The following is a 26138-nucleotide window of genomic DNA, read 5'->3' on the forward strand; positions in this document are numbered from 1 at the left end:
GAAACGCGGTGGATCCGGGCGTGTTCGGGGCCTCCACCGGGCCCGTGGGTCGATCCGTCCCGCGTTTTCGACGCCGGCGGCGCCTGACCGCGCGTCGGCCCGACCCCGCTACTCCTCGAGCTGGCCGAGCTCGGGCGCGGCGACGAACGAGACCGCGGCCTCGGCGACCTGGTCGAGTTCGATGATGATGAGCTCGTTCGTGCCCGCCCGGGTGACCGGTGCGGGCACGAACAGGGTCCGCTGCGGGCTGTGCCGCCAGTAGCGACCGAGGACGAAGCCGTTCAGCACCGCGAAGCCCTTTCCGAGCGTGGCGGTGTCGAGGTACAGGTCGGCCGGGGCGTTCAGGGTGAACGAGCCGCGGAGGCCCGTCCGCCCGACCGTGGATCCCGCCGGAGCGTGGGCGATTCCCGCCGCGACCGCGGAGAGATCGACCGGGCGCGCCTTCCACCCCGTCAGCGGCTCTCCCGCAAGACGGATGCCGCCCACGAGGCCTTTCGGCTCGCCGATCCGCTCGGCGTAGTTCACCCGGCCCTGATCCTCGACGAGGACGGTGAGCACCTCGCCCCGCGGGATCACGGCGGCACGGTCGTGGTCGGTGCGCGACAGGCGCGCGACCGGCACGCCGTCCACGGCGATCCACGCCAGATCGCGCACCTCGCCCACGATGAGTGCGGCTCGGTCGCCGTCGTCGAAGGCGGCATCCGGCAGCGGGCAGTCGTAGCGGACGAGCGCCCCGATGTGCTCCAGATCATCGAAGGTCGGCGGCTCGGCGTGAACGTCGCCGTCCGCGTGGCGCTCCGGCAGCCAGTCGCCGGTGCCCTCGAACTCGACCCGCAGCTCGGGCGCGCGGCCCGCGACGGCCGGGTACTCATCCGGCACGGGGGCGTACTTGGCGATGACCTCCCGGAAGGCGGCGTACTTCGCCGTCGGGTTCCCGGCTTCGTCGAGGGGGGCGTCGTAGTCGTAGGAGGTCACGATCGGGGCGTAGCGGCCCTTGTCGTTCGCGCCGTTGGTGGTGCCGAAGTTCGTGCCGCCGTGGAACATGTACAGGTTCACCGATGCGCCCGCCGCCAGCAGGGTGTCGAGCTCGGCGGCGGAGGCCGCGGCATCCGTCGTGTGATGGATACCGCCCCACCAGTCGAACCAGCCGTCCCAGAACTCCGAGCACATGAGCGGCCCGGTCGGCTGGTGCTCGCGCAGGGTCGCCAGACGCTCGGCGGCGCGCGAGCCGAACGACCCGGTGAGGTGCAGACCCGGGAGGCTCCCGTCGCGGAGCATGTCGGGCATCGGCTGATCGACCGTCGTCAGTGGCACCGTGATGCCGGCGTCGCGGGTCAGCTCCGTGAGCGCCCGCAGGTAGTCCTTGTCGGCGCCGTAGGCCCCGTACTCGTTCTCGATCTGGACGAGGACCACGTTCCCGCCCCGGTCGATCTGCCGCGGGACGACGATCTCATACACGCGCTCGAGGTACCGCGACACCTCGGCGAGGTACCCGGGTTCGGAGCTGCGCAGACGGATGCCGGGCATCGCCGTCAGCCACACCGGGAGGCCCCCGTTGTGCCACTCGGCGCAGATGTAGGGGCCGGGGCGGACGATCGCGTGCATCCCCTCGGCCGCGACGAGATCGAGGAAGCGGCCGAGGTCGTTCGGGCCGGAGGTGTCCCAGGCGCCGCGGACGGGTTCGTGTGCGTTCCACGCGACGTACGTCTCGATGGTGTTCAGGCCCAGCAGTCGCGCCTTGCGGATGCGGTCGGCCCAGTGGTCGGGGTGGACGCGGAAGTAGTGCAGCGCCCCGGCGATGATCCGGTGGGGGGATCCGTCGAGCAGGAAGTCGGATTCGCCGATGGTGAAGGTCGTCACAGTCAGTCCGTCGTGGTGGTGGTGGTCGGGGAAGCGGGGGCGAGGCGGATCACGGCCCAGGAGACCGGCGGCAGGGTGACCTCGAGCGCGTCGGATGCCGTGGGCCGCACCTCGAGGGGACGCGGCGCGACGTGCTCGGCGCCGGCGGTGTTCACCGCGTGCCGGTCGCCGTCGGCCGGCGCGGCGAGGACGGTCGCCTCCCGCACCTCGAATCCGGGCAGGGGGAGCTGCACCTCGAGCGCGGTGTCGAGCCCGCGGTGGGCGAGCAGGACGGTGACCTCCCCGTCGTCGCCGACGGTCGCGACGGCGTCGAGATCGGACACGGGGCCGAACCGGGCCGTCTCCGTCGTGGGGGCCGCAACGTCGAGGGGCAGCACGCGCCCACGGGCGTGGCGGGCGGCGTCCCGGAAGGGGAAGAACGTGGTCTGACGCCACGCGGCACCGCCGGGCTCGCACCGGATCGGGGCGATGACGTTCACGAGCTGGGCGAGGTTGGCCATGCTCACCCGCGCGGAGTTGCGGATGAGGGAGATGAGGAGGGAACCCACCACGACGGCATCCGTCACGGTGTACTCGTCTTCGATGAGGCGGGGTGCGATCGGCCAGTCGCCCGCGAAGACGGCGTCCTTGTCCTGGGTGTTCCAGCGGGTCTGGTTCCACACGTTCCACTCGTCGACGCTGATGCCGATCTCGCGCGTGATGCCGCGCTCGGCGCGCACGTCGTCGATGATCGCGGCGACGTCGGCGATGTAGCCGTCGAGGTGGACGGCGGAGGCGAGGAAGCTCGCGGTGTCGCCGTCGAGCTCCTCGTAGTAGGCGTGGATGGAGATGTGGTCGACGAGGTCGGCGGTGTGGGCGAGCACGGTGCGCTCCCACGCGCCGAAGGTCGGCATCTCGCGGTTGGAGCTGCCGGCGGCGACGAGCTCGACGCCCGGGTCGTAGAAGCGCATGAGGCGCGCGGTCTCGGCCGCGATCCGCCCGTATTCGTCGGCGGTCTTGTGGCCGATCTGCCAGGGGCCGTCCATCTCGTTGCCGAGGCACCACAGACGGATGCCGAACGGCTCGGTGCGCCCGTTCGCGGCTCGGCGGTCGCTGAGCGCGGTGCCGCCGGGGTGGTTGGCGTACTCCAGCAGCTGCGCGGCCTCGGCGGGACCCCGGGTGCCGAGGTTGACGGCCTCCATGATCTCGAGGTCGACGCTCTCGGCCCATCGGGCGAATTCGTGGAGGCCCACCTGGTTGGTCTCGGTGCTGTGCCACGCGGCATCCAGACGCACGGGACGGTCGCCCTGCGGACCGACGCCGTCCTCCCACGCGTACCCCGAGACGAAGTTGCCGCCGGGGTAGCGGACGACGGTGGCGCCGAGCTCGCGGACGAGGGCGCGGACGTCGTCGCGGAATCCGTCGGCGTCGGCCGTGGGGTGCCCGGGCTCGTAGATGCCCTCGTACACGCAGCGGCCCATGTGCTCCACGAACGTGCCGAACAGGCGGGCCGGGACGACGGCCCCCGGGGCGTCGAGGGCGATCTGCACGTGGGCGGTGGCGGACATCTGCTGCTTTCCGGGGTATCAGGGCGGGAGGAAGGAGAGGGGAGAAGGGTGAGACGGGCCAGCGCGGACGCCGGCCCGTCTCGGTGGGGGGATTACTGGTTGACCGTGAAGCCCTGGTCGTTCCCGTAGGAGACCAGCTGGTCCTGCCAGGCCTGGAGGCCACCGTTCAGGTCGCTCTGCGACTGGTAGGACTGGCCCACGGTGTCACCGAAGACGCTGTTGGCGTACACCTGGAAGGGCAGGTACTGCCAGCCCTCGCGGACGGTCGACGACGCCTCGGTGAGGACCTGGTTGATCGCCTGGCCGCCGAAGTACTCCGACTCCTGGTCGACGAACGCGGGGTCGCTCAGCTGCGCGGTGGTCGACGGGAATCCGCCGCTCTCCGCGAAGATCTGCAGGCTCTCCGGGTCGTTGTTGAGCCACTTCAGGAACGCCGCCGCCAGGGCCGGGTTCTCGCTCTGGGTGGTCACGGCCTGGCCGCCGCCGCCGTTCTCGGCGGTCACCGGGGTGCCGTCGTAGGTCGGGATCGGCGCGACGCGCCAGTCGCCGGCGGCGTCGGGGACGGAGGACTCGAGGACACCCGGCATCCAGGCGCCGATGACGAGCGAGGCGATCGTGCCGTCGCCGAGGCCCGCGAACCACTCGTCGGTCCACGAGGGGATGTCGGCGAGGAGGCCCTCGTCGAGCATCGTGCCCCACGTGTCGGCGAAGAGCTGCGAGCCCTCGTCCTGGAGGTCGATGGTGACGTTCGTGCCGTCGGTGGTCTGGAACGGCTGTCCGCCGGCCTGCCAGATCATGCTGGTGGTGAAGCCGGCGTCGCCGGTGTCGGCCGTCATGAACTTCGACGGGTCGGCCTCGTTGAGGGTGCGGGCCGCCTCGATGTACTCGTCCCACGTGGCCGGCACCTCGATGCCGTACTCGTCGAAGACGGTCTGGTTGTAGAACAGGGCCATGGGACCGGAGTCCTGCGGGAGACCGTAGATGGCGCCGTCGAAGTCGACCGCACCCCACGTGCCGGGGCTGTAGTCGTCCTCGAGGTCGGCGAAGCCGTACTGGCTGAGGTCGACGAGAGACTCCGACAGCGCGAACTGCGGGAACGCGTAGTACTCGATCTGCACGACGTCGGGGGCGCCGTCGCCCGCGAGCAGAGCGTTCTGCAGACGGGTGTACTCCTCGGTGTTGGTGCCGGCGTTGACGTAGTTGACGGTGACGTTCGGGTACGCCTCCTCGAACGCGGCGACCTGGGCCTCGGCGGAGGGGGTCCAGCTCCAGTAGGTGATCTCGCCGCCGGCTTCCAGAGCCGCCTCGAGGTCGTCGGCGCTGCCTCCGCCGCTGTCGCCGTTGCCCCCGGTGCCGCCGCCGGAGCACGCGGCCAGGGATGCCACGGCGAAGATCGCCGTCGCGGTCAGAAGGGTGCCGCGCCGCAGCGCGCGCTTGCCTCCGTGTGTCATGTGACTTTCCTTCACTTCGTTGTTGATGGATCCGGTGCTCGTGGCTCCGGGGAGAGGGAGGTGCAGATGTCAGGCAGTTCCCCTCATCACTGCTTGACGCTTCCGGCGCTGAGCCCGGACTGCCAGAACCGCTGCAGCACGAGGAACGCCAAGACGATGGGGATGATCGACAGGAGGGAGCCGGTGATCACGAGGTTGTAGATGGGCTGGGCCCCGACGCCGGTGGCCTGCGCGTTCCACTGGTTGAGGCCGACCGTGAGCGGGTACCACGCGGGGTCGCTCAGCATGATCAGGGGCAGGAAGTAGTTGTTCCAGGTGGCGACCACCGCGAACAGCAGCACCGTGACGATGCCGGGAGCGAGCAGGCGCAGCGAGATCGTGAAGAACGTGCGGAACTCGCCGGCACCGTCCATGCGGGCGGCTTCCAGAAGCTCGGTGGGGATCGCGTCGCTCGCGAAGACCCAGATGAGGTACAGCCCGAAGGGGCTGATGAGCGACGGGATGATGATCGACCACGGGGTGTTCGTCAGCCCCAGCTCGCTGAAGAGCAGGAACGTGGGCACCGCCAGCGCGGTGCCGGGCACCGCGATGGCGCCGAGGACGACGGCGAAGACAGCCTTGCGCCCGCGGAAGTTGTACTTGGCCATGCCGTAGCCGGCCATCGTCGCGAGGATCGTGGCACCGCCGGCGCCGACGACGACATAGAGCAGGGTGTTGCCGAGCCAGCGGAGGAAGATGCCGTCGCGGTAGGTGAGGGTCTGGACGATGTTGTCGCCGAGGGCGAACTCCGGACCGAACCACAGGCCGAACGTCGTGAAGAGATCGGCCTGGGTCTTGGTGGCGTTGATGATCAGCCAGAACAGCGGCACCAGCGTGTAGAGCAGGTACACGCCCATGACCAGGGTGAGGACGAGGGAACGCCGCCGGTTCGTCGGACTCCGCCGGGCGAGGGTGGGGGCGCCCGCCGTGCGGGACCGGGCGGGGCGGGTCTGGGCGGGGGCGCTCATCGGGTCTCCTGCCGGGATCCGCGCAGCTGGACGACGTAGGCGATGATCGCCGTGATGAGGCCCATGATGATCGCGACGGTCGCGGCGTAGTTGTACTGCTGTCCGGCGAAGGACAGGTTGTAGGCGTACATGTTGGGCGTGTAGTACGTCGTGATGACGTTCGGCGCCAGCGGCTTGAGGATGTTCGGTTCGTTGAAGAGCTGGAAGCTGCCGATGATCGAGAAGATCGTGGCGATCACGAGCGCGCCGCGCACCGAGGGGATCTTGATGGCGAAGATCGTCCGCCACGCGCCGGCGCCGTCGATCGACGCCGCCTCGTAGAGCTCGTTCGGGATCGTCTTCAGCGCCGAGTAGAAGATCAGCATGTTGTAGCCGACGAACTGCCACGTGACGATGTTGCCGATCGAGAGCATCATCCACTGCGGGAGGAACGGCTGGACGACGTTCGAGCCGAGGAGGTCGTTGAGGTTCGAGGTCAGTCCGAACCGGTCGCCGTAGATGTAGCCCCACATGAGCACCGCGACCACGGCGGGGACGGCGTAGGGGAGGAAGATCACGATGCGGTAGAAGCCGGCCGCGTGCAGCCGCGCGCTGTCGATCGCGAGGGCCGCCGCGAGGGCCAGCAGCAGCATGATCGGCACCTGGATGAGCAGGAACAGCAGGACGCGCGTGAAGCCGTCCCAGAAGTTCGGGTCGCTCAGGGCGCGGATGTAGTTGTCGAGCCCGACGAAGGTGTTGCCGCCGACCAGCTGCTCGCGGAAGAAGCTGAGGTATAGCGAGTACAGCAGCGGCGTCAGGAACACCAGCGCGAACACGATCGCGAACGGGGCGACGAACAGCCAGCCGCGCTCATCGACGCGCAGGCGTCGCCTGCGCGGTGTGCGCAACGCCGGGGGCGGTGTCACGGTGGTCGTCATCGTCCGGTGCCTCTTCTTCGGTGCGGGGGTGCATTCTCATCGGGTCGAGAATGTTGACGTCAACATAACCCCCTGTTCGCTACGATGTCAACGTCAACACCAAGGAGATGACATGACAGAGCTGTCGATCGCCACCGGAGAGGCGCGCACGCGTCGCCGGGAGGTGTCCATGGCCGATGTCGCCGCTGCGGCGGGGGTCTCCGGCCAGACCGTCTCCCGCGTTGCCAACGGTCGCGCCAACGTCGATCCCGCCACCCGGGAGCGGGTGGTCGCGGCGATGCAGAAGCTCGGCTACCGGCCGAACAGTGCGGCGCGGGCGCTGCGCTCGGGCCGGTTCCGCAATATCGGCGTCATCATGTTCTCGCTGTCCTCGTACGGAAACACCCGGACGCTGGATGCCGTCGCCCGGGTCGCGGATGAGGCCGGGTACTCCCTCACCCTCATCACCGTGGCATCCGCCACCCAGTCCGATGTCGCCGGCGCGTTCGTGCGGCTCAGCGAGCATGCGGTCGACGGGGTCGTCATCCTCATCGAGAAGCACCGTCTCGGGGAGGCGGAGATCGAGCTGCCCACGGGGCTTCCGGTCGTCGTGGTCGACTCCCGTGCGGAGTACGTCTACCCGGTCGTGGACAACGATCAGGCCCTCGGTGCGCGACTCGCGACCGAGCATCTGCTGGACCTCGGCCACGAGACCGTGTGGCACATCTCCGGCCCCTTGGAGTCGTATGCCGCCGAGCGTCGGCGCGTGGCGTGGTGGGAGACCCTGCGCGGCCGCGGAGCGCCGACACCGGAGGTGCTCGTGGGGGACTGGACGGCGGATGCCGGGCACCGCCTGGGCGCGCGTCTGGCCACGGATCCCGTGGTGACGGCGATCTTCGCCGCCAACGACCAGATGGCCCTCGGCGTGCTGCGCGCCCTCCACGAGGCGGGCCGGGCGGTCCCCGGCGAGATCAGCGTGGTCGGGTTCGATGACACGCCGGAGGCGGCGAACTTCTGGCCGCCGTTGACCACGGTCCGGCAGGACTTCGAGCGGGTCGGGGCCAGCGCCATCCGCTCGCTCCTGGCCGAGATCGAGGGGGAGGTCAGCGCCGAGCGGGTCGTCGTCCCCACCGAGCTGATCGTCCGGGAGAGCTCCGGACCGCGTCGCTGACCACCCCGCCGACCGCTTCGCCCTTGATGCGGATCGACGGTGTCGCTATCCTGCTTGTTACCGGCAACATGTTGACGTGAACATGATGACGTCAACATCCGCTCTCCCGGAGAGGGCGGCCGGACAACCACGCGAGGCCGCAGGGAAGCGGCCGGAAGGATCGATGATGACCCCCACTCGGATGGTGGCCATGGTCTCGGCGGGCGCAGTCGCGCTCTCCGGATTCCTGGCCGTCGGTGCCGTCGCCCCCGCGACCGCCGCCCCCGTGACCGCCGCGGTCGCGGACGATGCCGTGCGCATCGCCCCCAATCCCGCCTACGCCGCCGAACCCTTCGAAGGCTGGGGCACGAGCCTGGTCTGGTTCGCCAACGCCACGGGCGACTACCCCGCGGACGTCCGCCAGGCGCTCTTCGACGCCGTCTTCGGCGACGAGGGCCTGAACCTCAACATCGCGCGGTACAACATCGGCGGCGGCAATGCCACCGACGTCCCCGGCTACCTGCGCCCCGGCGGTGCGGTCGACGGCTGGTGGAACCCCGAGCTGCCGGCCACCGACGCGGACGGGGAGATCACCTCGACCTACGCCGACCGCGAGCGCTACGCCGCCGCCTGGGACGGCTCGAACCCCGACCACTACGACTTCGACGCCGACTCCACTCAGCGCTGGTGGCTCGATGCTCTGAAGGACACGGTGACGAAGTGGGAGGCGTTCAGCAACTCTCCGCCCTACTTCCTCACCGAGAGCGGATTCGTTTCCGGCGGCATCAACAACGCCACCTCGGAGCAGCTCGCGACCGAGGACATGTCGGCGTTCGCTGACTACCTCGTCACCGTCGTCGAGCACCTCGAGGCCGAGCACGACATCCAGTTCGAGACGCTGACGCCGTTCAACGAGCCGAACACCAACTACTGGTCGACCCGGATCCCCGCGGGTGAGACGTGGCCGACATCCGCCAGCCGCCAGGAAGGCGCGCACATCGGTCCGCAGCGTCAGGACCAGATGGTCCAGGTGCTGGACGAGCGTCTCCAGCGCGCCGAGACCGACGTGCAGATCTCGGCGATGGACGAGACCAACCCGTCGATCTTCGTGCAGAACTGGAACGCCTACGGCCCGGCATCCCGCGCCGCCGTCGACCAGCTGAACGTCCACACCTACGGCACCTCGGACCGCATGATCGTGCGCGACATCGCCAAGGCCAACGACAAGCCGCTGTGGATGAGCGAGGTCGAGGGCAACTGGGACACCCAGGGCGGGTTCAACCAGACCAACATCGACAACGGGCTCGGCATGGCCACGCGCATCGTCGACGACCTCCGCGAGCTCGAGCCCGAGGCCTGGGTCTTCTGGCAGCCGGTCGAGGACCTCTACAACATGGAGAAGGTCGAGAAGCTCAACTGGGGCAGCGTCTTCATCGACTTCGACTGCAACGCCGAGGGGAACTCGGAGCGTCGCCTCGCGGACGGCGACGCCGACCCGTCCTGCCGCGTGCTCACGAACGCGAAGTTCAACACGGTGCGGAACTTCACCCACCACATCCTCCCGGGCGACCGGCTGATCCCGACGAACGATCCGCGCAGCACCGCGGCCATCCGCCAGGACGGCACCGGCGCGACCGTCGTGCACGTCAACAGCGGTGCCGAGGCGCGGACCGTCGCGCTCGACCTGTCCGGCTTCGGCGAGATCGCCGAGGGTGCGACGGTGACCCCGATCGTCACGACCGAGTCGCCCGCCGACGACGTCACCGCAGGCGCCCTCGTCGAGGGCGAGCCGGTCGCGGTGGACGCCGCGACGCAGACCGCGCGCCTGACCGTGCCGGCGAAGTCCGTCACGACCTTCGTGATCGACGGAGTCAGCGGGGTCAGCGATGACACCGTCGCCTTCCGCGACGGTGAGACGGTGCAGCTGCTCGGCGTTCAGAGCGGGCGCGCGCTCGCGGCCGAGGGGACGGGGCTCGCGATCCGCACGTCGGCGCAGACCTCCGCGCAGGGGATCGCCCAGGCCTGGACCGTCCGCTCGCTCGCCGACGAGGGCACGAACCGCCACCGCTTCGCGCTGCAGAACGGCGACGGGCGCTTCCTCCGGATGGACGGCACCACCCCCACGCTCGTGACGGCCGACCTCGAGACCGCCCGCGGCGACGGCCGGTTCCACTTCCTCGGCTCCACCGCCGACGGAACGACCTTCTCCGTGCTGAGCGCCTCGGCCGAGCGGGTGCTCGACGTCGGCGGAGGCAGCAGCGCGGACGGGGCATCCGTCGGCGTCTGGACCTCCAACAACGGTGAGAACCAGCGGTGGCGGATCGCCTCCACCGCGGCGACCGGCGTCGACACGGTGTTCGCCTCCGCGCCCGCCGAGACCGCGCCGAGCCTGCCCGAGACGGTGACCGTCCGCTACGCCGACGGCGCGAGCCGGACCGCCGCGGTGACGTGGGACCTCCCGGCATCCTGGCCCGCAAGCGGCGTCGTGACGGTGGCCGGAACGGGAACCGACGTCTTCGGCGCCGCGTTCGAGGCGACCGCCGAGGTCGAGCTCGGAGCCTTCGCCTCGGTGCAGCCGGTGTCGGTGACGACCTTCGCGGGCGCGACCGTCGATGCGGTGCAGGATGCCGCGCCGACGACCGCTCCGGCGGAGATCGCCCTCGGGGGGCCCGGATACGCGACGGCGGTGGAATGGGACTTCAGCGGTGTCGACGACGCCGACCTCGCCGAGCCCGGCGTCGTCACGGTGCCGGGAACCGCGGCCTCGAACGTCGCCGGGGCTCCGCGCCTGCCGGCGGTGCTGTCGATCATCGTGACCGCGGCCACCGACGCGAACGTCGCGCCGGACTCGTCGCCGTCGGCGACGTTCACCGAGAGCGCGTCGTACGCCGTGTCGCGCACGATCAACCGCATCGCCGATGACAAGGGCTGGTCGAACTGGCGCTCGGGCACCAAGAACGCCCAGGACACCCTGACCTACGACCTCGCCGAGCGCGAGCGGCTCGAGCGCTTCACCATCCGCTTCTACCGTGACGGCGGAGCCACGTGGGCGCAGTCGCTGCGGGTCGATCACCGTCTCACCGGCGGTGCGTGGACGTCAGGTCAGACCGTGACGGTGCCGGAGCAGGCATCCGGCGCTCCCGTGATCGAGGTGCCGATGGGCGGCGTGGTCGCCGACGAGGTGCGCGTGGTGCTCACCGCGCGGCCCGCGACGCACATGATCGTCTCGGAGGTCGAGATCTCCGCGGCCCGTCCGTCGGCCTCGTCGGTGGCCGACCTCGCCCGCCTCGCCGTGGGCGGGACGACGGTCACGGGGCTCGATGACCGCGAGGAGTACGAGGTCGTCGTCGACCCGGGCTCGGCGACCGAGCTGACGGCTGTCCCGGTGGACCGTGACGCACGGGTGTCGATCACCCAGCCCGCCGACGCCGAGGGGACGGGCACCGTGCGGGTGACCGCGCCGGACGGAACCGAGCGGACGTACCGCGTCGTCGTCCGCGAGGAAGCCGTGCTCGATCTCGAGACGACGGTCACGACGCGGTGCCTCGCCGGCAAGGTGGTCGTGTCGGTCACGGTGCGAAACCCCTCGGACGCGGCGGCGGTCGCGGCGATCCGGACCCCGTGGGGCTCGAAGTCGGGCATCGCCCTGGCTCCGGGCAAGGCGAGCAGCCACGCGTTCACGACGCGGGCCTCGTCGATCCCGGAGGGTGAGCTGACGGTGACGGGAACGCAGGACGGGGTGGCTCCCTTCTCGGCCACACTCGTCGTCCCGGCCCGCACCTGCAGCTGACCTGACGATGCCGGCGGTTCCGTGTAGCGCGGAGCCGCCGGCATCACTGCGTCCGGGGGTGGGCACGGGCGTGCCGAACTCCTCAGTTTCGGGGCCGGGAGGGGCGGATTCGGCCTCGTCCGGGCCCGAGCCGCGTGGTTAGGAGGAGTTCGGTACGGGCTTTGGGGCGAGCCGGTCGGCGCCGTGAGGCGGTCTGGTCGCGGCGGTCGGCGTGCCGAACTCCTCAGTTTCGGGGCGGGGAGGCCGGTGGCGGCGGGTTCCGGGCCTGGGGCGCGGGGTTTGGAGGAGTTGGGTACGTGGCCGGGGTGGGCTGGTCGGGGCGCGCGGAGGGCTGCCGGGGGTCGGGGCCGGGGGTCGGGTGCCGGCGGGGTGCGCGGTGGTCTGGGGGCGGGCCGCGGCGGCCGAGGGACCGAACTCCTCGGATTCGGGGGAATCCGGCGCCGGGAGGCGGAGTGTCGGGGCGGGGGCGGAGGATTTTGAGGAGTTCGGTACGGGCGAGGGTGGGGACGGGGCGAACGGTGGCCTCTCACACAACGGGAAGCGCTTTCCGACGCGGGGTGCGGGGCGGCATACTGGGGGGATGACAGCGCGGAACATCGTGATCGCCGTCGATTCCTTCAAGGGGACGATCGGCGCGGCCGCCGCCGCCGGCGCCCTCGCGCGCGGGTGGGCCGCGGCGCGACCGGGAGATGAGATCCGCCTCCTCCCCATGGCCGACGGGGGCGAGGGGACGCTCGACGCGTTCGCCGCCGCGGTGCCCGGAGCGCGCCGGATGCCGGTGACCGTGACCGGCCCGGACGACCACCCGGTCGACGCCTCCTGGGTGCTCCTCCCCGCCGGCGACGGCTCGGGCCCCACCGGCGTCGTCGAGCTCGCAAGCACCAGCGGAATCGAACTCCTCGGCCCCGACGCCCTCCGCCCGTGGGACGCGCACACCCGCGGCTTCGGCGAGATGATCGCCGCGGCCCTGGACCACGGCGTCGCCCGCCTCGTCCTCGGCATCGGCTCGAGCGCCTCGACCGACGGCGGCACGGGGATGCTCACCGCACTGGGCGCGCGGTTCCTCGACGACCGCGGTCGCCCCGTCGCGCCCGGTGCCCGGGGGCTCGCTGACATCGCGCGCGCTGACCTCACCGGGCTCCGCCCGCTCCCGCCCGGCGGCGCGACGGTGCTCTCCGACGTCACCCACGGCCTCCTCGGCCCGGCGGGTGCCGCGCACGTCTTCGCTCCGCAGAAGGGCGCCGCGCCCGACGACCTCCCCCGGATGGATGCCGGGCTCACGCGTCTGTCGACGCTGCTCGGCGGCGACCCCGACGCCCCCGGAGCGGGCGCCGCGGGCGGCACCGGCTACGCGCTGCGGGTCTGGGGTGCGGATCTCGTCCCGGGGGCCGGTGCCGTGGCCGAGCTCATCGGCTTGTCCGCGGCCCTCGACGCCGCAGACCTCGTGCTCACCGGCGAGGGTTCGTTCGACGGGCAGTCGGCGGCCGGAAAGGTCCCGACGCACGTGGCGCGACTGGCGACGGATGCCGCCACCCCGGTCGCGCTCGTCGCGGGTCGCATCGCCGATGACGTCGCCGTCGCCGACCTCGCGGGGTTCGCGGCATCCGTGTCGTTGACGGTGCTCGCGGGATCCGCCGCCGAGGCGATGGCCGACCCCGCGCGGTGGCTCGCGGAGGCCGGTGCGTCCCTCGCCCGCGGTGCCACCGACGCCTGAACGCCGCCGTGAACGCCGCCGGACCGCGCACCGCAAGGCGTAGCTCAGCGCCGGAGAGCCGGAACCCGGAGGATGCCGTTCCGCCGGTGCGGGATGGTGGCGAGCGCCTCGTCGCGCAGCACCTCCGGGAGGAGGTGTGCGGGGGCGTCCTGGAACACGACCGGGCGGAGGAACCGGCGGATCGCCGTGGCCCCCACGGACGTGTGCAGCGACGTCGTCGCGGGCCAGGGGCCGCCGTGGTGCTGCGACCACGTCACCGCGACACCGGTCGGCCACCCCGCGAACAGAACGCGACCGGCCCGGCGCTCGAGCACGGCGACGACCTCGGTCACCTCCTCGCCCGTTTCGCTGTGGAGCGTCGCGGTCAGCGACCCGGGCACCGCCCGCAGCGCCGCGAGCAGATCCTCCGGCCCGTCGTAGTGCACGAGCAGGGTGACCGGTCCGAAGCATTCCTCCAGCAGGGTGTCGGGGCGCGCGGCGACGGCCGCGGCATCCGTGGCGAGCACGGTCGGCGTCGCCGCGTCGGCACCCCCGGCCCCTCCCCGAGCGACCACCGTCACCGACGGGTCGGCCTCGAGGTGCGCGAGGCCCTCGGGAAAGGCCTCGGTGATGCGGTCGGTCAGCAAACGACCGCCCGCGGCCCCCGCGACCCGCGACGCGACGAGCTCGGCGAACCCCGTCGCGCGCGGCACGAACACCACGCCGGGCTTGGTGCAGAACTGTCCGACGCCGAGCGTGAACGACCCGACGAGTCCCTCCGCGAGGGCAGGACCCCGCGCCGCGACGGCGCCCGCGGTCAGCACGACGGGGTTGACGCTCCCGAGCTCGCCGTAGAACGGGATCGGATCGGGCCGGCCGGCCGCGAGGTCGAACAGCGCCCGGCCGCCCGAGACCGACCCGGTGAATCCGACGGCCTGGATCGACGGATGCCGTACCAGCGCCTCGCCGGCCTCCCGACCCTCGACGAGCCCGAGCGATCCGACCGGCGCACCGGCGTCCACGAGCGCGGCGGCGACGATCTCGGCCGTCCGCCGCGACAGGCGCACGTGCCCGGAGTGGGCCTTGACGATCACGGGGTTCCCCGCGGCGAGCGCGGAGGCGGTGTCGCCGCCGGCGACGGAGAAGGCGAAGGGGAAGTTCGAGGCCGAGAACACCGCCACGGGGCCGACGCCGGTGAGCATGCGGCGAAGCTCCGGACGCGGCGGGGTGGCCGCGGCATCGGCGTCGTCGACGATCGCCTCGAGGTACGCGCCCTCCTCGACCACGCCGGCGAACAGGCGCAGCTGTCCGCTCGTCCGCGCGACCTCGCCGCGCAGCCGGGTCTCGCCGAGGCGGGTCTCGGCGTCGGCGAGGGGCACGAGCTCATCGGCGTGGGCGTCGAGCGCGTCGGCGGCGGCGCGGAGCCATGCGGCCCGCGTCCCGGCGCCCGCCGCGCGCCACGCGGGCGCGGCGGCCTCGGCGGCGGTGGTGCGCTCATCCAGCTCAGCGGTCGTGGTGCTCATGGCGGGTCCTTTCGAAGCGGGGGGAGGCGCGCTCAGCGGAAACGGATGCCGAGCCCGACGTGGGCGTTCTCGACGGCGTATCCGTCGCGGACGGTGACCGGGGACGGGTCGCGGAGCGCGCCGAGGTCGCCGAAGCCGGCATCCTCGACGTCCTCCACCATCGGCTCCGCGACGCCCGGGGTCGCCCGGAGCGTGCGGGCGACCTGGGTCGACAGTTCCGGCAGGAGGTGGGGGTGGACGGCGGTGCCGTACTCGGCGGCGATCGCGGCGATCCCGAGGAACGGGGTGATCCCGCCCACCCGGACGATGTTCGGCTGCACGATCTGCGCGGCGCCCGCGCGGAGGTACTCGTCGAACCGGTGCACGGTGTGCAGGTTCTCGCCGACGGCGATCGGGATGCCGCTCGATGCGGCGAGCCGGCGGGCGAGCTCGGTGTGCCCCCACAGGTCCTCGGCGCGCAGCGGTTCTTCGATCCACGCCGGGGACACCTCCGCGAGGACCTCGAGTGCGGCGGTGGCACGGTCGAGCTCCCACCGCTGGTTCGCGTCGATCATCAGCGCGCGGTCGGGGCCGATCACCGCGCGGACCGCGCGCAGGCGGTCGAGGTCTTCGGCGACCTCGGGCTTGCCGACCTTCACCTTCACCGCGTCGAATCCGGCATCCGTCCACCGCTCGGCCTGGGCGACGAGGTCGTCGATCGGGTAGTGGAGGTTCACCCCGCTGCCGTAGGCGCGGACGGCCTCGCGCTGCGCGCCGAGCCATCCCGAGACGGAGGCGTCGTCGGCCCGGGCGGCGGCATCCCACAGGGCGAGGTCGAGACCGGCGAGGGCGATGGTGGTGAGTCCGCCACCTCCGGCTTCGTGGAGGTGCTGCCACATCGGGCTCCACCCCTCGCCCGGCTCGCCGGGACCGCCGACGGCGACCGGAGCGATGTCGTTCACCAGCAGCGCGTGCACGGCTTCCGCGCCGATCTGCGGCGTCCACGAGAAGCCCCAGCCCTCGGCACCGTCACTGCGCACGGCGTGGGTCGCGACGACGCCGACCGAGGTCACCCCCGATCCCCACGGGCGCGTCAGCGGCACGCGCACGAGTCGCGCATCGAGCGAGCGGAGGGTGATCACTCCGGTGCTCACACCAGCGTCCGTCCGGCGGCGAGGATGTCGGCGAGTCGCGCCTTCTGGGCGGGGCTCGGGTCGACCAGCGGTGCCCGGACGGATCCGACGGAGAGACCGCCGAGGCGCAGCCCCGCCTTGACGAGGGACACCCCGAATCCGGGCGTCTCGTCGCGGAGCGCGACGAGCGGCGTGTAGAAGCCGTCGAGGAGGGCGAGGCGCCGCTCCTCGACGCCGGCGACGTAGGCGCGGTAGTAGGCGTTCGCCACCTCGGGGATCATCGCGAACGCCGCCGAGGAGTACAGCGGGATGCCGATGCCGCGGTACGCGGCCTGGGTCAGTTCGGCGGTGAGGAGGCCGTTGAAGAAGGCGAAGTCCTCCCGGCCTTCGGCGCGGACGGCGCGCACGATCTGCTGCGCGAGGCCGATGTCGCCGACGCCGTCCTTGAGCCCGATGACCTTCGGGTTCCGTGCGAGCGTGCGGATGCTGTCCACGGAGAACTGCGCCGTCCCGCGGTGGTACACGATAACGGGGAGGTCGGAGGCGCCGGCGACCGCCTCGACATACGCGACGAGTCCCGCCTGCGGGCCCCCGACGAGGTACGGCGGGAGCACCAGAAGGGCGTCGGCACCGGCATCCGCCGCCGCACGCGCGAGGCGGATCGCGTGCCCGAGCGGGCCGCCGGTGCCCGCGATCACCGGGACGCGGCCGGCGACGGTCGCGGTCGCCACCTGCACCACGCGCGCCGCCTCGCTCTCGGACAGTGCGTGGAGCTCGCCCGTCCCGCACGCGGGGAACACCGCACCCGGCGCGTGCGCGAGACCGCCGGCGATGTGCGCGGCGAGGACGTCCTCGTCGACGCGGTCGGCGGTGTCGAAGGGGGTGACGGGGAAGAAGAGGATGCCGTCGAGGTTCATGCCGGCACGTCCTTTCGGGATGCGGGAGAGGAAGGGGCGGAGGCCGCGAGCTCGCTCCGCCAGGATCGCGTCGGGCTCCAGCCGAGCATCCGTTCCGCCTTCGCGGAGGAGAACGCCGGCGTCGTCCCGGTGAGGTCGGCGGCGAGCGCGTCGGATCCGGGGAGGAACCGGGGGAGCAGCTCGGCGAGCGGGTCACGGGCGAGGGCGTCGGCGGCACCCACGAAGAACACCTCGGCCGGAGGCAGGTCTCCCATCGCAGGGAGCAAGGCCTCGAGGAATCCGGTCACGTCGCGCGCGTCGACGTAGTTGAACAGCGCGGGCGCCGAGAGGGCGGGGTCGTCGAGGCGCTCGGCGACCGTGTTGCCCTGCTGGGTGGGGGCGCCGCGCCACTCCTCCGGGGCGATCACGTAGCAGGGGCGGAACGCGGCGAAGCGGATGTCGGGAGACACCTCGCGGGCGAGCATCGCGATCGTCTGCTCGGCGACGAGCTTCGACAGCGCGTACGCGTTCCACGGGCGGGCCGGGGTCGTCTCGTCGAGCGGGAAGCGGTCGGGCAGCCAGCCGTTCGGCGCACCGTAGCCGAGCACCGTCGGGCTCGACGCCGTGACGATGCGACGGATGCCGACCCCCGCCGCTCCGCCGAGGACGTTGAGGGCGAGGGCGGTGTTGGTGCGGAGGATCACGTCCTCGGGTGCGCTGAACGGCACCGCGATCGCCGCGAGGTGGATGAGCGCATCGGCGTGGGCATCGACGAGGGCCTGTCGCGCGGCATCCGCGTCGGTGAGGTCGACGTCGATGTGGGTGACGCCCTCCGCGGAAGGCGTCGTGTCGATGGGGCGTGCGCGGTCGAGGCTCACGACTTCGTGCCCGGCGGCGGCGAGCCCCGCCACGACGGTGCGGCCGAGGCGGCCGGATCCGCCCGTGACGACGATGCGGCTCACGGCGCCGGGATCCCGGCGGTCGCGGTCGCGCTTGCGGGAGTGTCGGCGAGGAGACGGATGCCGAGCTCGGCGACCCGCACCGGCTGGCCCGTCTCGAGCGAGCGGTTGCCGGCGATCCCGACGGCGATCGAGCGGACCCCGTCGCGCCAGTCCGCCGGACGCCCGAGCGGATCGTCGCCGGGCCCCTCGAACACGTCGGCGAGGAGCAGTCGGTCGCCGCCGCCGTGGCCGCCGCCGGCGTCGGGGATCTCGACCTCGCGCGCAGCCTCCCAGTGCCGCTGCACGAGGAGGCGCTCGCCCTCCGTGCGGAGCGATCCGGAGGATCCGGCATCCGTGGCGCTCGGATCGAGCACGGGGTGCAGGCCCTCGTCGGGCAGCACCGCACCGCGCTCGACGACCTCGAGCTCGGCGCGGCCCTCGGTGCCGTTGACCGCGACGCGGTAGCCCTCCCACGGAGCATGGGCGTTGAGGGAGTAGCTGAGCGTCGCGCCGGAGGCGTAGTCGACGACGAGGGCGAGGTTGTCCTCGATCGTGATGCCCTCGGAGAACACGTCGCGGTCGCGGCGGTAGCCGTCGTGCGCCGCGGCGTCGCCGTACAGCGCGCCGAGTACCGCGTCCTGGCGGATGTCGAGACCGAACAGATCGCTGTCCGCGCCCTCGCCGCGGGACGCTGCGTTCTCGGCGCCGTAGAAGCGGAGACCCCCGGAGGCGAACACCCGGCGGGGCTCGGATCGGATCCACCAGTTGACCAGGTCGAAGTGGTGGCTGGCCTTATGGACGAGCAGTCCGCCGGAGTGCTTCTTCTCGCGGTGCCAGCGGCGGAAGTAGTCGGCGCCGTGCTTGGTGTCGAGCATCCACGAGAAGTCGATCGAGGTGACGCGGCCGATGTCGCCGCGCTGGATCAGCTCGCGCAGGGCGGAGTTCCGCGGCGAGTAGCGGTAGTTGAAGGTGATGACGACGTCGCGGCCGGTGCGGTCGATCGCGTCCTCGATGGCCGCGGCGCTCGGGGCGTCGATCGTGAGGGGCTTCTCGACGACCGCGTCGGCACCGGCATCCAGCGACCGCACGATCAGCGAGGCGTGCAGATCATCGCGCGCGCAGATGATCACGCGATCGACCCGCTCGGTGCGGATCATCGTCTCGACGTCGTCGGGGCCGTACACCGCGGGGGAGACCCCCGTCGCCGCCCGGACGCGGTCCGCGTGGTACGCGGCGCGCACGGGGTTCGGCTCGCAGATCGCGACGAGCTCGGCGGTCTCGGCGTATGGGCCTGTCAGGGCGTCGACGTACATGTGGGCGCGGTGGCCCGCACCGATGAGGGCGTAGCGACGACGAGACATCTCTCTCCTTCAGAAAACCTTTTCTCAGGGTAGCAGAGGGTGCGGGAAAGCGCTCGCCCGTGCTGCGACGGATGCCGCTCAGGAAGGTGGCGGGCCGGTCGTGGCGCGCACCACCGTCTCCGGGACGAGCGTGAGCGACGGTGGAGGAGCCTCGCCCGAGAGGAGGGCCCGCATCCGCACCCATGCCGCGCGACCGAGCTCCTCGGCGGGGACGGCCGCCGTCGTGAGGGCCGGCGTGGTGAAGCGGGCGAAGGGGATGTCGTCGAATCCCACGATCGACAGGTCGTCCGGCACGCGGCATCCGCGGCGACGGACCGCGTCGAGGAGGCCGACGGCGACGAGGTCGTTGAAGGCGAGCGCCGCCGTGGCGCCGGAGTCGAGCACGGCGTCGGCGGCGGCGGCCCCGGCATCCGCGTCCACTCCGCAGGGAAGGCGACGCAGATCGACCTCGGGGTGCGCCGCGGCGAACGCGTCGAGGGCCTCCGCGCGCTGCGCGCCCGAGGCGCTGCCCGGTGCGCCGGAGAGATGGAGGATCCGGCGATGTCCGAGCCGGTGAAGGTCGTCGAGCTGCGCGCGGAGGGCGGCGCCGTAGTCCGCGCGGACGCTCGCGACGTCGGGGGAGGTGCGATTCACGAGCACGAGCGGGGTGAGCGTCGCCGAGAGGGCGTCGAGGTCGGGCTGCGGCATCCGCGGGGCGCAGAGGATGACTCCGTCGGTGCGCCGCCGTGTCGTCGTGGCGAGGGTGCGTTCGGCGTCGACGGACTCGGCCGAATCGGAGACGAGCACGTGGAAGTCGTCGGCGGCGGCCGCGCGGCCGAGGCCCCGCAGGATCGTCTGGAAGGTCGGGTTCGCGAGATCGGGAACGACGACGGCGATCGTCTGCGTGCGCCCCGAGACGAGACTCCGCGCCCAAGGGTTGGCGGTGTAGTTGAGCTCGGTGGCGGCGGCGCGCACGCGCTCGGCGAGAGTCGGATCGACCGTGGGGTTGCCGTTCAGCGCGCGAGAGACCGTCGACAGCGAGACGCCGGCGCGCGCGGCGACGTCCGCGATCGTGACGACGGCGGGACGGCGGGCCATCAGCGGCGCGGCGGTGTGCTCCCGCGCACGATGACCTCGAGGGGGAGCGGCTGCGGGTCGGGCGCCCACTCCGCGTCGACGGCGGCGTGCAGGGCGCGGTAGCCGAGGTCCTCCAGCGGCACGCGCACCGTCGTCAGACCCGGACGGATGTCGCGGCCCGTGGAGATGTCGTCGAAACCCGCCACGGCGATATCGGCGCCCACGCGGAGTCCGGCATCCCGCACCGCCGACATGATGCCGATCGCCACGACATCGCTGATGCCGAAGACGAGGGTGCCGGGTTCGAGCCCGCGCTCGAGGAGGGCGCGCGCGGTGTCGTAACCGGCGTCGCGCGTGAACCCGCCGCGGACGACCTCCTGCACCACACCGCCGGCCCCGGTGAAGCCGGCGGTGAAGCCGGCGACGCGATCGTCGGACGTGCGGATGCCGACCCCCGCGGCGATGATGACCGCGCGGGTGTAGCCGAGAGCGGCGAGCTGCGCGCCGAGCGCCGTCGCACCGCCGACGTTGTCGACCGACACGGCCCGGCCCGGACCGTCGGGGCCGAGGGAGACGATCTGCCCCCCGCCGGCCGCGAAGGCGGAGAGCTCGGCATCCAGTCCGACGGAGTCCGGGCCGTCGGTGCGGGATGCCGCGAGGATGAGGCCGCGCGGGCGCTGGCCGCGGAGGGCCCGCACCAGACGCGTCTCGCGCTGGGCGTCGCGCTCGGTGATGGCGATCGTGACGACGAGGCCCGCTTCGTCGGCGCCGCGGGCGACGCCGGAGGCGAGCTGGCCGAAGTAGGGGTCGGCGATGTCGGCGACGAGCAGCGCGACGATCGCGGAGGTGCCGCGGGCCGTCGCCTGCGCGGAGAGGTTCGCGGTGTAGCCGAGCTTCTCGGCGGCGGCTTCGACGCGCTCGCGGTAGCTCTCGGCGACCTTGCGGGTCGAGCCGTTGAGCACGCGGGACGCGGTCGCCAGGGACACGCCGGCCTCGCGCGCCACATCGTGCAGGGTGGCAGCGCTTCGGGAAGGCGCGATGATCTCGCTCACGGGCCCGAGTCTAGAGCGCCGCGGGTGCGGATGCCCGGCGTCAGGAAACGCTTACCTCCCGCGTGTCGCCCGGCTCTCCCCGTTCACTTGTCGCCTCTTGCGGGTCGCGGGGCTCGGCACCCGCGGGAGGCGACAAGTGAACCGGGTGCGTCAGACGGGGTGGGCGAGGATGCGGGCGTTCTGCGCGCGCTGCCAGGCGCGCTGCTCCCACATCGGGTGGTGTGGGGCCGCGTTCGAGCACAGCACCACGCCCCACACACCGTGCTCGAGCGCCGTGTCGATGCCGTGCTCAGCGAGCGCGCGGCCTGTGGGGCCCTCTTCGAACGTGCCGTGGAGCGGGGTGTACCCCACCCATCCCTCGCCGACGAGCGCCGGGATCCGCTGCGCGCGCGCCCACTCCGCGATCGCGATCACCCGCGACTCGATCTCGCGCCGCATGACCTCGAGGTACGGCCCCTCATGCGCGCGCAGCCACGCGTCCCAGGCATCCGGATCGATCCAGTCGTAGCCGTAGATCATCTGATCCGTCACGACGGTCGCCCGGTACTTCCACTCCGCCGCCCGGCCGTAGTCGGCGACCGTGGGTGCGTCGGGGCGCAGCAGGGCGCGGAGCTCGGCGTTGGGGAAGCCCGCGCTCCCCTCGGAGCGGATGTCGATCCGCTTCTGCAGCGCGTCCAGCACGCCGTAGCTGTAGACGTGGAACTGCGCGGCGCCGATGCCCTCGGGCACGCGGTGCATCGCGAGGTGGGGCGGCTTGCCGTAGCTCGCGGTGACCAGGAGATCCGGATGCCGCGACAGCAGCCACGACACCTGCTCGATGCCGCCGTCCGCGAGGGCGGGCAGGATCGAGAAGTCGATCTCGTTGTGGAGCTCGACGAGGGCGATGCGCTCGCGGTGCCCGTTCGTGGTCAGGAAAGCGATCATGCGGTCCCACGCGGCGGCCAGCACCCGGTAGCGCTCGGCGAGGGGGACGGCGTCGATCGCGTCGAACCACGCCGGTGACGCGGCGAACGCGGGGGACTGCTGATACTCCCAGCTCGCGAGGATGACGACCAGACCGTGGCGCTCGCACGCGGCGAACAGGGCGAGCAGGTGGGAGCGGAGGTCGAGCGTGTACCCGCCCGGGGCGTCGTACCAGCGGGTGCGTTGGCCGTAGAACCCGCCTCCGGGCGCCGCGCCGAGTCCTTCGATCTCGAGCGCCCGCGCGTGCGTGTCCAGTCCGAGGTCCCCGAAGAGGAGCAGCGGCGCCGCGCAGATCCGCAGCGCGTTGTAACCGAGCGCAGCGGCGTCGGCGACCGCCGCGTCGAGGTCGGCGTAGGGGTCGCCTCTCCCGGCGCGGGTGTACCAGGAGAAGTCCCACAGGCTGATCGTCAGACGCTCGGGGAGGTGCGCGGGCATGGTGCCGGTGAGGCCCTCGCGGGTCTCGGGGACGGTGCCGGAGCCCAGGTAGCGGTCGCTCATGCGGGGGTCCTCTCGGCGGTGGCGGCATCCGAGAGGGCGCGCCCCGCGGCGGCTCCCGCGCGCAGGCGGGCGGCCGTCGCCGCACGAGCGGCGGCCGTGTCGACGTCGAAGACCACGAGCTCGGGGAGGGATGTGGCGAAGTAGTCGACGGTGTCGCGCGCGCGGTCGAGCTCGTCGGCGCGCGCGTCGAGGGCGTCCCAGACGGCGCGCGCGCGGTCGCGATCCCCGAGGCGGGTGTGGGCGATGCCGACCCACACGTCCGCCTCACCCGGGGGGTGCTCGCCGACGGCGTACGGGCTGTCGGCGCACGTCGCCTCCCACGCCCGCTGCGCCGCGCAGCCATCGCCGGCCGCGGCGTGGGCGTCCCCCAGAAGCACGAGGCGCTCGGTCGGACGCTCGGCCGGATGCCGCCCCTCGCCGAGGTGGGGAGGAACGACGATGCCCTCCTCCAGCAGCGCGATCGCGGCATCCGTCTCGCCGCCGTCGAGGAGGCGCCGCGCGAGGAGACACGCGGCGCGGTCGTACGCGGCGATGACCCGACCCTCGCCACCCTCGAAGGGGCGGAATATGCGCGTCGTGAGGATGCGCCAGGCCTCGTCGATGCGGTCCGTGTCGAGCAGCAGACTCACGTGCGCGAGGGCGAGATCGTCGCGGGTCGCCAGGGCATCGGGGTGGGTCTCCAGCCGTGCGAGGCGTTCGGCGGCCGTGCGGCCCGCGATCGCCGCCAGGAGGTCGCGCTCGAACAGCAGGCGCCCGTCGGGGCGAAGCGCAATCGCCGCGGCGAAAGCCCGGTCGGCGTCGTCGAGCGAACCGCCCGTGCGCACGATCGCGAGCGCTCGGTTGCGCCACGCGACGGGGTCGTCGAGTCCGTCATCCGTCGCTGCGGTGAGGTCGGAGAGCGCGTCCGCATCGCGTCCGGCGTCGAGCAGCCACATGCCGCGGAGGGCGCGGGCGACGGTCCGCGTTGCGGAAGGGGCGGAATCGGATGCCGCGAGCCGGGTCAGGGCGTCGTAGACGTCGAGGCCGGCGGGGAAGGCCAGCGCGAGCGGCGTATCGGCGAGTGCCGTGCGCTCCGCGTCGGCGAGCGCGGCGTCGCCCGCGGCATCCGCCCACGCGGCCCGGAGCACGTGTCGGAGGGGTTCGACGTTCCCCAGAGCGGACGGCGTGTCGGATGCCCCGAAGCCGGCGATCATCGGCGACGCCGTCGCCGCGAGGGCCTCGGCGTACGCGCCGGCTCGCGCGAACTCGCCCGCGATGTCGAGCACCGCGCGGGGATCGGCGGGAGCCTGCGGAACGGTGACGGATGACGTGAGCTGCAGCGCGCGAGCGAGGAGCGCATTGCCCACGTCCAGGGGATCGTCCGCCACGAGTTGGCGCGCGCGCGCTTCGGCATCGGCGCGCCTGTCGAGACGGACGAGCGCGAGCACGGCGAGCCGACGCGCCTCGGGGATGTCCCCGGCCTCGGTTGCGAGCCGCAGCGCCTCGACCTGCCGCCCGGCGCGCAACGCGAGCCGGGCGCGCGCGAGCGCTGCGGGTGCCGTCCACGCCGCGTTCCAGGACGCGCGCGCGAAGCGCCGGTCCGCGATGTCCAGGTCGCCCCGCCGCTCCGCAACGAGACCCGCCAGGTACAGCGTCTCGCCGTCGCGGGGGTTGAGGTTCCGGCGGGTCTGGTGCGCCAGCGCGCTCTCCCCGTGCGTCGAGGCCGCGTCGTACTCGCCGCGACGGAGGTACCAGGCGGCCAGTGCGGTCGCGGCACGGACGTCTCCCGCGTCGCGCGCGAGCGCCTCCCGCAGGTACGGAACGGCATCGCGTGTCGGATGTCGGTACTGCTCGAGGTGCGTCGCGGTGACGAGCAGCTCATCGGTCGAGGCGATTTCCTCCGGCTGTGGGGGAGCGGTCGCCACCCAGGGTTCGCGCGTGGGCGCGGGCCGCTCCCGCCACGCGACCAGCTGCGCGCCGGTGTCGGCATCCTCCACGGTCACGCGCGAGAGCGCCCCGGCGTCGCCGCCGCGTTCGCGCATGTGCCGGAGCGGCGTGTCCGGGCCGACGGTCGCGGTGTGCGTGCGCGCGTTCCCTTCGCGGTCGTGGATCGACACCACGACGGACCGGGTGCGGGTGGTCATGACGCCGACGCGTCCTTCGCCGTCGACGGAGATCGCGGCATCCGTCGTCGCCTGGCGGGCCGCGCCGATGGCGTGGATCGGGTACCAGAACTGGCTGAAACGCTTGGTCTCGCCCGGCAACAGCCACGCGAAGTCGGGCTGATTGTCGGTGTAGACACCCGCCATGAGTTCGACGTAGGAACCGTCGTCGTCGGTCAGCTGCGCGTCCCACGCCCGTCCGATCTCACCCGTGCCCCAGGTCCACATCTTCTTGCCGGGCGAGAGAGCGGGATCGGCCCAGTGCACGAAGCCCGCGTCCGCCGCGTGGTCGTAGCCTCCGAAGAACGCATCGTCGGTGTCGGTGATCATGTACGACGTCGGGACGGGGATGTTGCTGTAGACGTCGATGCGGTCGGCGTCGGGGGTGGCGGCGGCGAGCGCGGGATAGTCGACGCCGTAGTAGGGCCGATCGGCGCGCGGGAAGGCCGTGACCGCGCGTCGGGCGTGGTCGGCGACGAAGGCCACGTCGTCGGGGAAGAACGACTGGTATCGCTCGTGGGCGCGTGCGGCGACGTTCGCCCACCACAGGAAGGTCTGGGTGGTGTCGGTGCGGTTGTGGAGCGCGACCTCCGCCTCGATGAGCGAGGATCCGGGGCGGAGACGGATGCCGTGCGTACCGCGCATCCGCTGAAGCGGGTCGAGGTCGCTGTGCCAGACCACGACGGCCCCGTCGGACTCGCGCTCGATCCGGGTGTCGACGGGGAGGAAGGTCGCGGGCCGGTGGTGCTGGGGCCAGTTGAACTCCACGCCGCCCGAGATCCACGGGCCCCCGAGCCCCACGAGCGCGGGCTTGATGACGTTGTTGCGGTAGAAGAAGTCGTATCCGGCGACCTTGTCGTAGCCGATGTGGATGCGGCCGCCGAGCTCGGGAAGAAGCACAAGGCGGACATAGGCGTTCTCGAGGTGGATGGCCTGCCACGACCGCGGGTGTTTGTCGTGCGACACCTCGTCGATCATCGGCATCGGATACACCCGCCCGCTCGACCCCTGGTACACGCGGCGGTCGAGGAACAGCGGGTACGGATCGGGGGCGCCGGCCTCGTACGTGTCGATCGTCAGCGGCTCGCTCCAGCAGGCGACGCCGCCGGCGTCGAGGATCGCCCGCTGATCGGCGGGGGCGGCGGGGAGCTCGATGCGGCTCGGGGCGTCGTCGTCGGGAGTCACGGGTCGACTGTACGGA

At 72.3% G+C, this 26138-nt stretch carries 17 protein-coding genes; 3 read left to right on the top strand and 14 right to left on the bottom strand.

Annotation, left to right across the window (positions count from 1 at the left end; genetic code table 11):
• Window positions 1–108: 108 nt before the first annotated feature.
• The 5 genes from KZC50_RS06405 to KZC50_RS06425 form a co-directional block, all read right to left on the bottom strand.
• Window positions 109–1860: a glycoside hydrolase family 35 protein gene (locus KZC50_RS06405; protein ID WP_310891054.1), complete on the bottom strand. Its 1752-nt coding sequence runs from the start codon at window positions 1858–1860 to the stop codon at window positions 109–111.
• Between the two features lie 2 nt (window positions 1861–1862).
• A complete protein-coding gene (gene arfA / locus KZC50_RS06410; protein ID WP_310891055.1) occupies window positions 1863–3407 on the bottom strand; it encodes an arabinosylfuranosidase ArfA in 1545 nt (514 codons plus the stop codon).
• Window positions 3408–3499: 92 nt separating this feature from the next.
• The gene (locus tag KZC50_RS06415) at window positions 3500–4858 is read right to left on the bottom strand and encodes an ABC transporter substrate-binding protein (protein ID WP_310891056.1); all 1359 of its coding nucleotides are present in this window, start codon (window positions 4856–4858) and stop codon (window positions 3500–3502) included.
• A gap of 86 nt (window positions 4859–4944) precedes the next feature.
• A complete protein-coding gene (locus KZC50_RS06420) occupies window positions 4945–5865 on the bottom strand; it encodes a carbohydrate ABC transporter permease (RefSeq protein ID WP_375294568.1) in 921 nt (306 codons plus the stop codon).
• Entirely contained in the window at window positions 5862–6782 is a 921-nt protein-coding gene (locus tag KZC50_RS06425; RefSeq protein ID WP_292705427.1) for a carbohydrate ABC transporter permease, read from the bottom strand. The genes KZC50_RS06420 and KZC50_RS06425 overlap by 4 nt, the downstream gene beginning before the upstream one ends.
• A gap of 112 nt (window positions 6783–6894) precedes the next feature.
• Between KZC50_RS06425 and KZC50_RS06430 the strand changes: the two genes are divergently transcribed.
• The 3 genes from KZC50_RS06430 to KZC50_RS06440 all read left to right on the top strand — a co-directional run bounded on the left by KZC50_RS06430 (window position 6895) and on the right by KZC50_RS06440 (window position 13415).
• Window positions 6895–7932 carry a LacI family DNA-binding transcriptional regulator gene (locus tag KZC50_RS06430; RefSeq protein WP_310891057.1) on the top strand — a complete coding sequence of 346 codons (1038 nt, stop codon included), beginning with the start codon at window positions 6895–6897 and terminating at the stop codon, window positions 7930–7932.
• A 166-nt stretch (window positions 7933–8098) separates the two neighbouring features.
• Window positions 8099–11701: a glycoside hydrolase gene (locus KZC50_RS06435; protein WP_310891058.1), complete on the top strand. Its 3603-nt coding sequence runs from the start codon at window positions 8099–8101 to the stop codon at window positions 11699–11701.
• Window positions 11702–12281: 580 nt separating this feature from the next.
• Window positions 12282–13415 (top strand): glycerate kinase, encoded by a 1134-nt coding sequence (locus KZC50_RS06440; protein WP_310891059.1) that lies wholly within the window; start codon window positions 12282–12284, stop codon window positions 13413–13415.
• A gap of 44 nt (window positions 13416–13459) precedes the next feature.
• On the opposite strand, the gene KZC50_RS06445 is transcribed toward KZC50_RS06440, so the two are convergent.
• The 9 genes from KZC50_RS06445 to KZC50_RS06485 all read right to left on the bottom strand — a co-directional run bounded on the left by KZC50_RS06445 (window position 13460) and on the right by KZC50_RS06485 (window position 26122).
• A complete protein-coding gene (locus KZC50_RS06445) occupies window positions 13460–14917 on the bottom strand; it encodes an aldehyde dehydrogenase (NADP(+)) (protein WP_310891060.1) in 1458 nt (485 codons plus the stop codon).
• Between the two features lie 32 nt (window positions 14918–14949).
• Complete coding sequence (locus tag KZC50_RS06450) at window positions 14950–16050, bottom strand: mandelate racemase/muconate lactonizing enzyme family protein (RefSeq protein ID WP_310891061.1); 1101 nt, start codon at window positions 16048–16050, stop codon at window positions 14950–14952.
• Window positions 16047–16946 carry a 5-dehydro-4-deoxyglucarate dehydratase gene (locus tag KZC50_RS06455; protein WP_310891062.1) on the bottom strand — a complete coding sequence of 300 codons (900 nt, stop codon included), beginning with the start codon at window positions 16944–16946 and terminating at the stop codon, window positions 16047–16049. The genes KZC50_RS06450 and KZC50_RS06455 overlap by 4 nt, the downstream gene beginning before the upstream one ends.
• A complete protein-coding gene (locus KZC50_RS06460) occupies window positions 16943–17887 on the bottom strand; it encodes an NAD-dependent epimerase/dehydratase family protein (RefSeq protein WP_310891063.1) in 945 nt (314 codons plus the stop codon). The genes KZC50_RS06455 and KZC50_RS06460 overlap by 4 nt, the downstream gene beginning before the upstream one ends.
• Window positions 17884–19227 (bottom strand): Gfo/Idh/MocA family oxidoreductase, encoded by a 1344-nt coding sequence (locus KZC50_RS06465; protein WP_310891065.1) that lies wholly within the window; start codon window positions 19225–19227, stop codon window positions 17884–17886. The genes KZC50_RS06460 and KZC50_RS06465 overlap by 4 nt, the downstream gene beginning before the upstream one ends.
• A 78-nt stretch (window positions 19228–19305) precedes the next feature.
• Window positions 19306–20304: a LacI family DNA-binding transcriptional regulator gene (locus tag KZC50_RS06470; protein ID WP_310891066.1), complete on the bottom strand. Its 999-nt coding sequence runs from the start codon at window positions 20302–20304 to the stop codon at window positions 19306–19308.
• Entirely contained in the window at window positions 20304–21335 is a 1032-nt protein-coding gene (locus KZC50_RS06475) for a LacI family DNA-binding transcriptional regulator (RefSeq protein ID WP_310891067.1), read from the bottom strand. Before KZC50_RS06475 ends, KZC50_RS06470 begins: the two co-directional genes overlap by 1 nt.
• A gap of 150 nt (window positions 21336–21485) precedes the next feature.
• The gene (locus tag KZC50_RS06480; protein WP_310891068.1) at window positions 21486–22796 is read right to left on the bottom strand and encodes a cellulase-like family protein; all 1311 of its coding nucleotides are present in this window, start codon (window positions 22794–22796) and stop codon (window positions 21486–21488) included.
• Window positions 22793–26122: a DUF5107 domain-containing protein gene (locus KZC50_RS06485; RefSeq protein ID WP_310891069.1), complete on the bottom strand. Its 3330-nt coding sequence runs from the start codon at window positions 26120–26122 to the stop codon at window positions 22793–22795. The genes KZC50_RS06480 and KZC50_RS06485 overlap by 4 nt, the downstream gene beginning before the upstream one ends.
• Window positions 26123–26138: the final 16 nt, after the last annotated feature.

The sequence above is a fragment of the Microbacterium aurantiacum genome (assembly GCF_031625015.1).
Classification (GTDB): Bacteria; Actinomycetota; Actinomycetes; order Actinomycetales; family Microbacteriaceae; genus Microbacterium; species Microbacterium aurantiacum.

Bases quoted from the DNA above. Each gene is read 5' to 3' on its own strand.
- KZC50_RS06420 (WP_375294568.1), bottom strand. From the start codon at position 5,865: ATGAGCGCCCCCGCCCAGACCCGCCCCGCCCGGTCCCGCACGGCGGGC.
- KZC50_RS06435 (WP_310891058.1), top strand. From the start codon at position 8,099: ATGACCCCCACTCGGATGGTGGCCATGGTCTCGGCGGGCGCAGTCGCG.
- KZC50_RS06425 (WP_292705427.1), bottom strand. From the start codon at position 6,782: ATGACGACCACCGTGACACCGCCCCCGGCGTTGCGCACACCGCGCAGG.
- KZC50_RS06480 (WP_310891068.1), bottom strand. From the start codon at position 22,796: ATGAGCGACCGCTACCTGGGCTCCGGCACCGTCCCCGAGACCCGCGAG.
- KZC50_RS06470 (WP_310891066.1), bottom strand. From the start codon at position 20,304: ATGGCCCGCCGTCCCGCCGTCGTCACGATCGCGGACGTCGCCGCGCGC.
- arfA (WP_310891055.1), bottom strand. From the start codon at position 3,407: ATGTCCGCCACCGCCCACGTGCAGATCGCCCTCGACGCCCCGGGGGCC.
- KZC50_RS06415 (WP_310891056.1), bottom strand. From the start codon at position 4,858: ATGACACACGGAGGCAAGCGCGCGCTGCGGCGCGGCACCCTTCTGACC.
- KZC50_RS06440 (WP_310891059.1), top strand. From the start codon at position 12,282: ATGACAGCGCGGAACATCGTGATCGCCGTCGATTCCTTCAAGGGGACG.
- KZC50_RS06455 (WP_310891062.1), bottom strand. From the start codon at position 16,946: ATGAACCTCGACGGCATCCTCTTCTTCCCCGTCACCCCCTTCGACACC.
- KZC50_RS06445 (WP_310891060.1), bottom strand. From the start codon at position 14,917: ATGAGCACCACGACCGCTGAGCTGGATGAGCGCACCACCGCCGCCGAG.
- KZC50_RS06465 (WP_310891065.1), bottom strand. From the start codon at position 19,227: ATGTCTCGTCGTCGCTACGCCCTCATCGGTGCGGGCCACCGCGCCCAC.
- KZC50_RS06430 (WP_310891057.1), top strand. From the start codon at position 6,895: ATGACAGAGCTGTCGATCGCCACCGGAGAGGCGCGCACGCGTCGCCGG.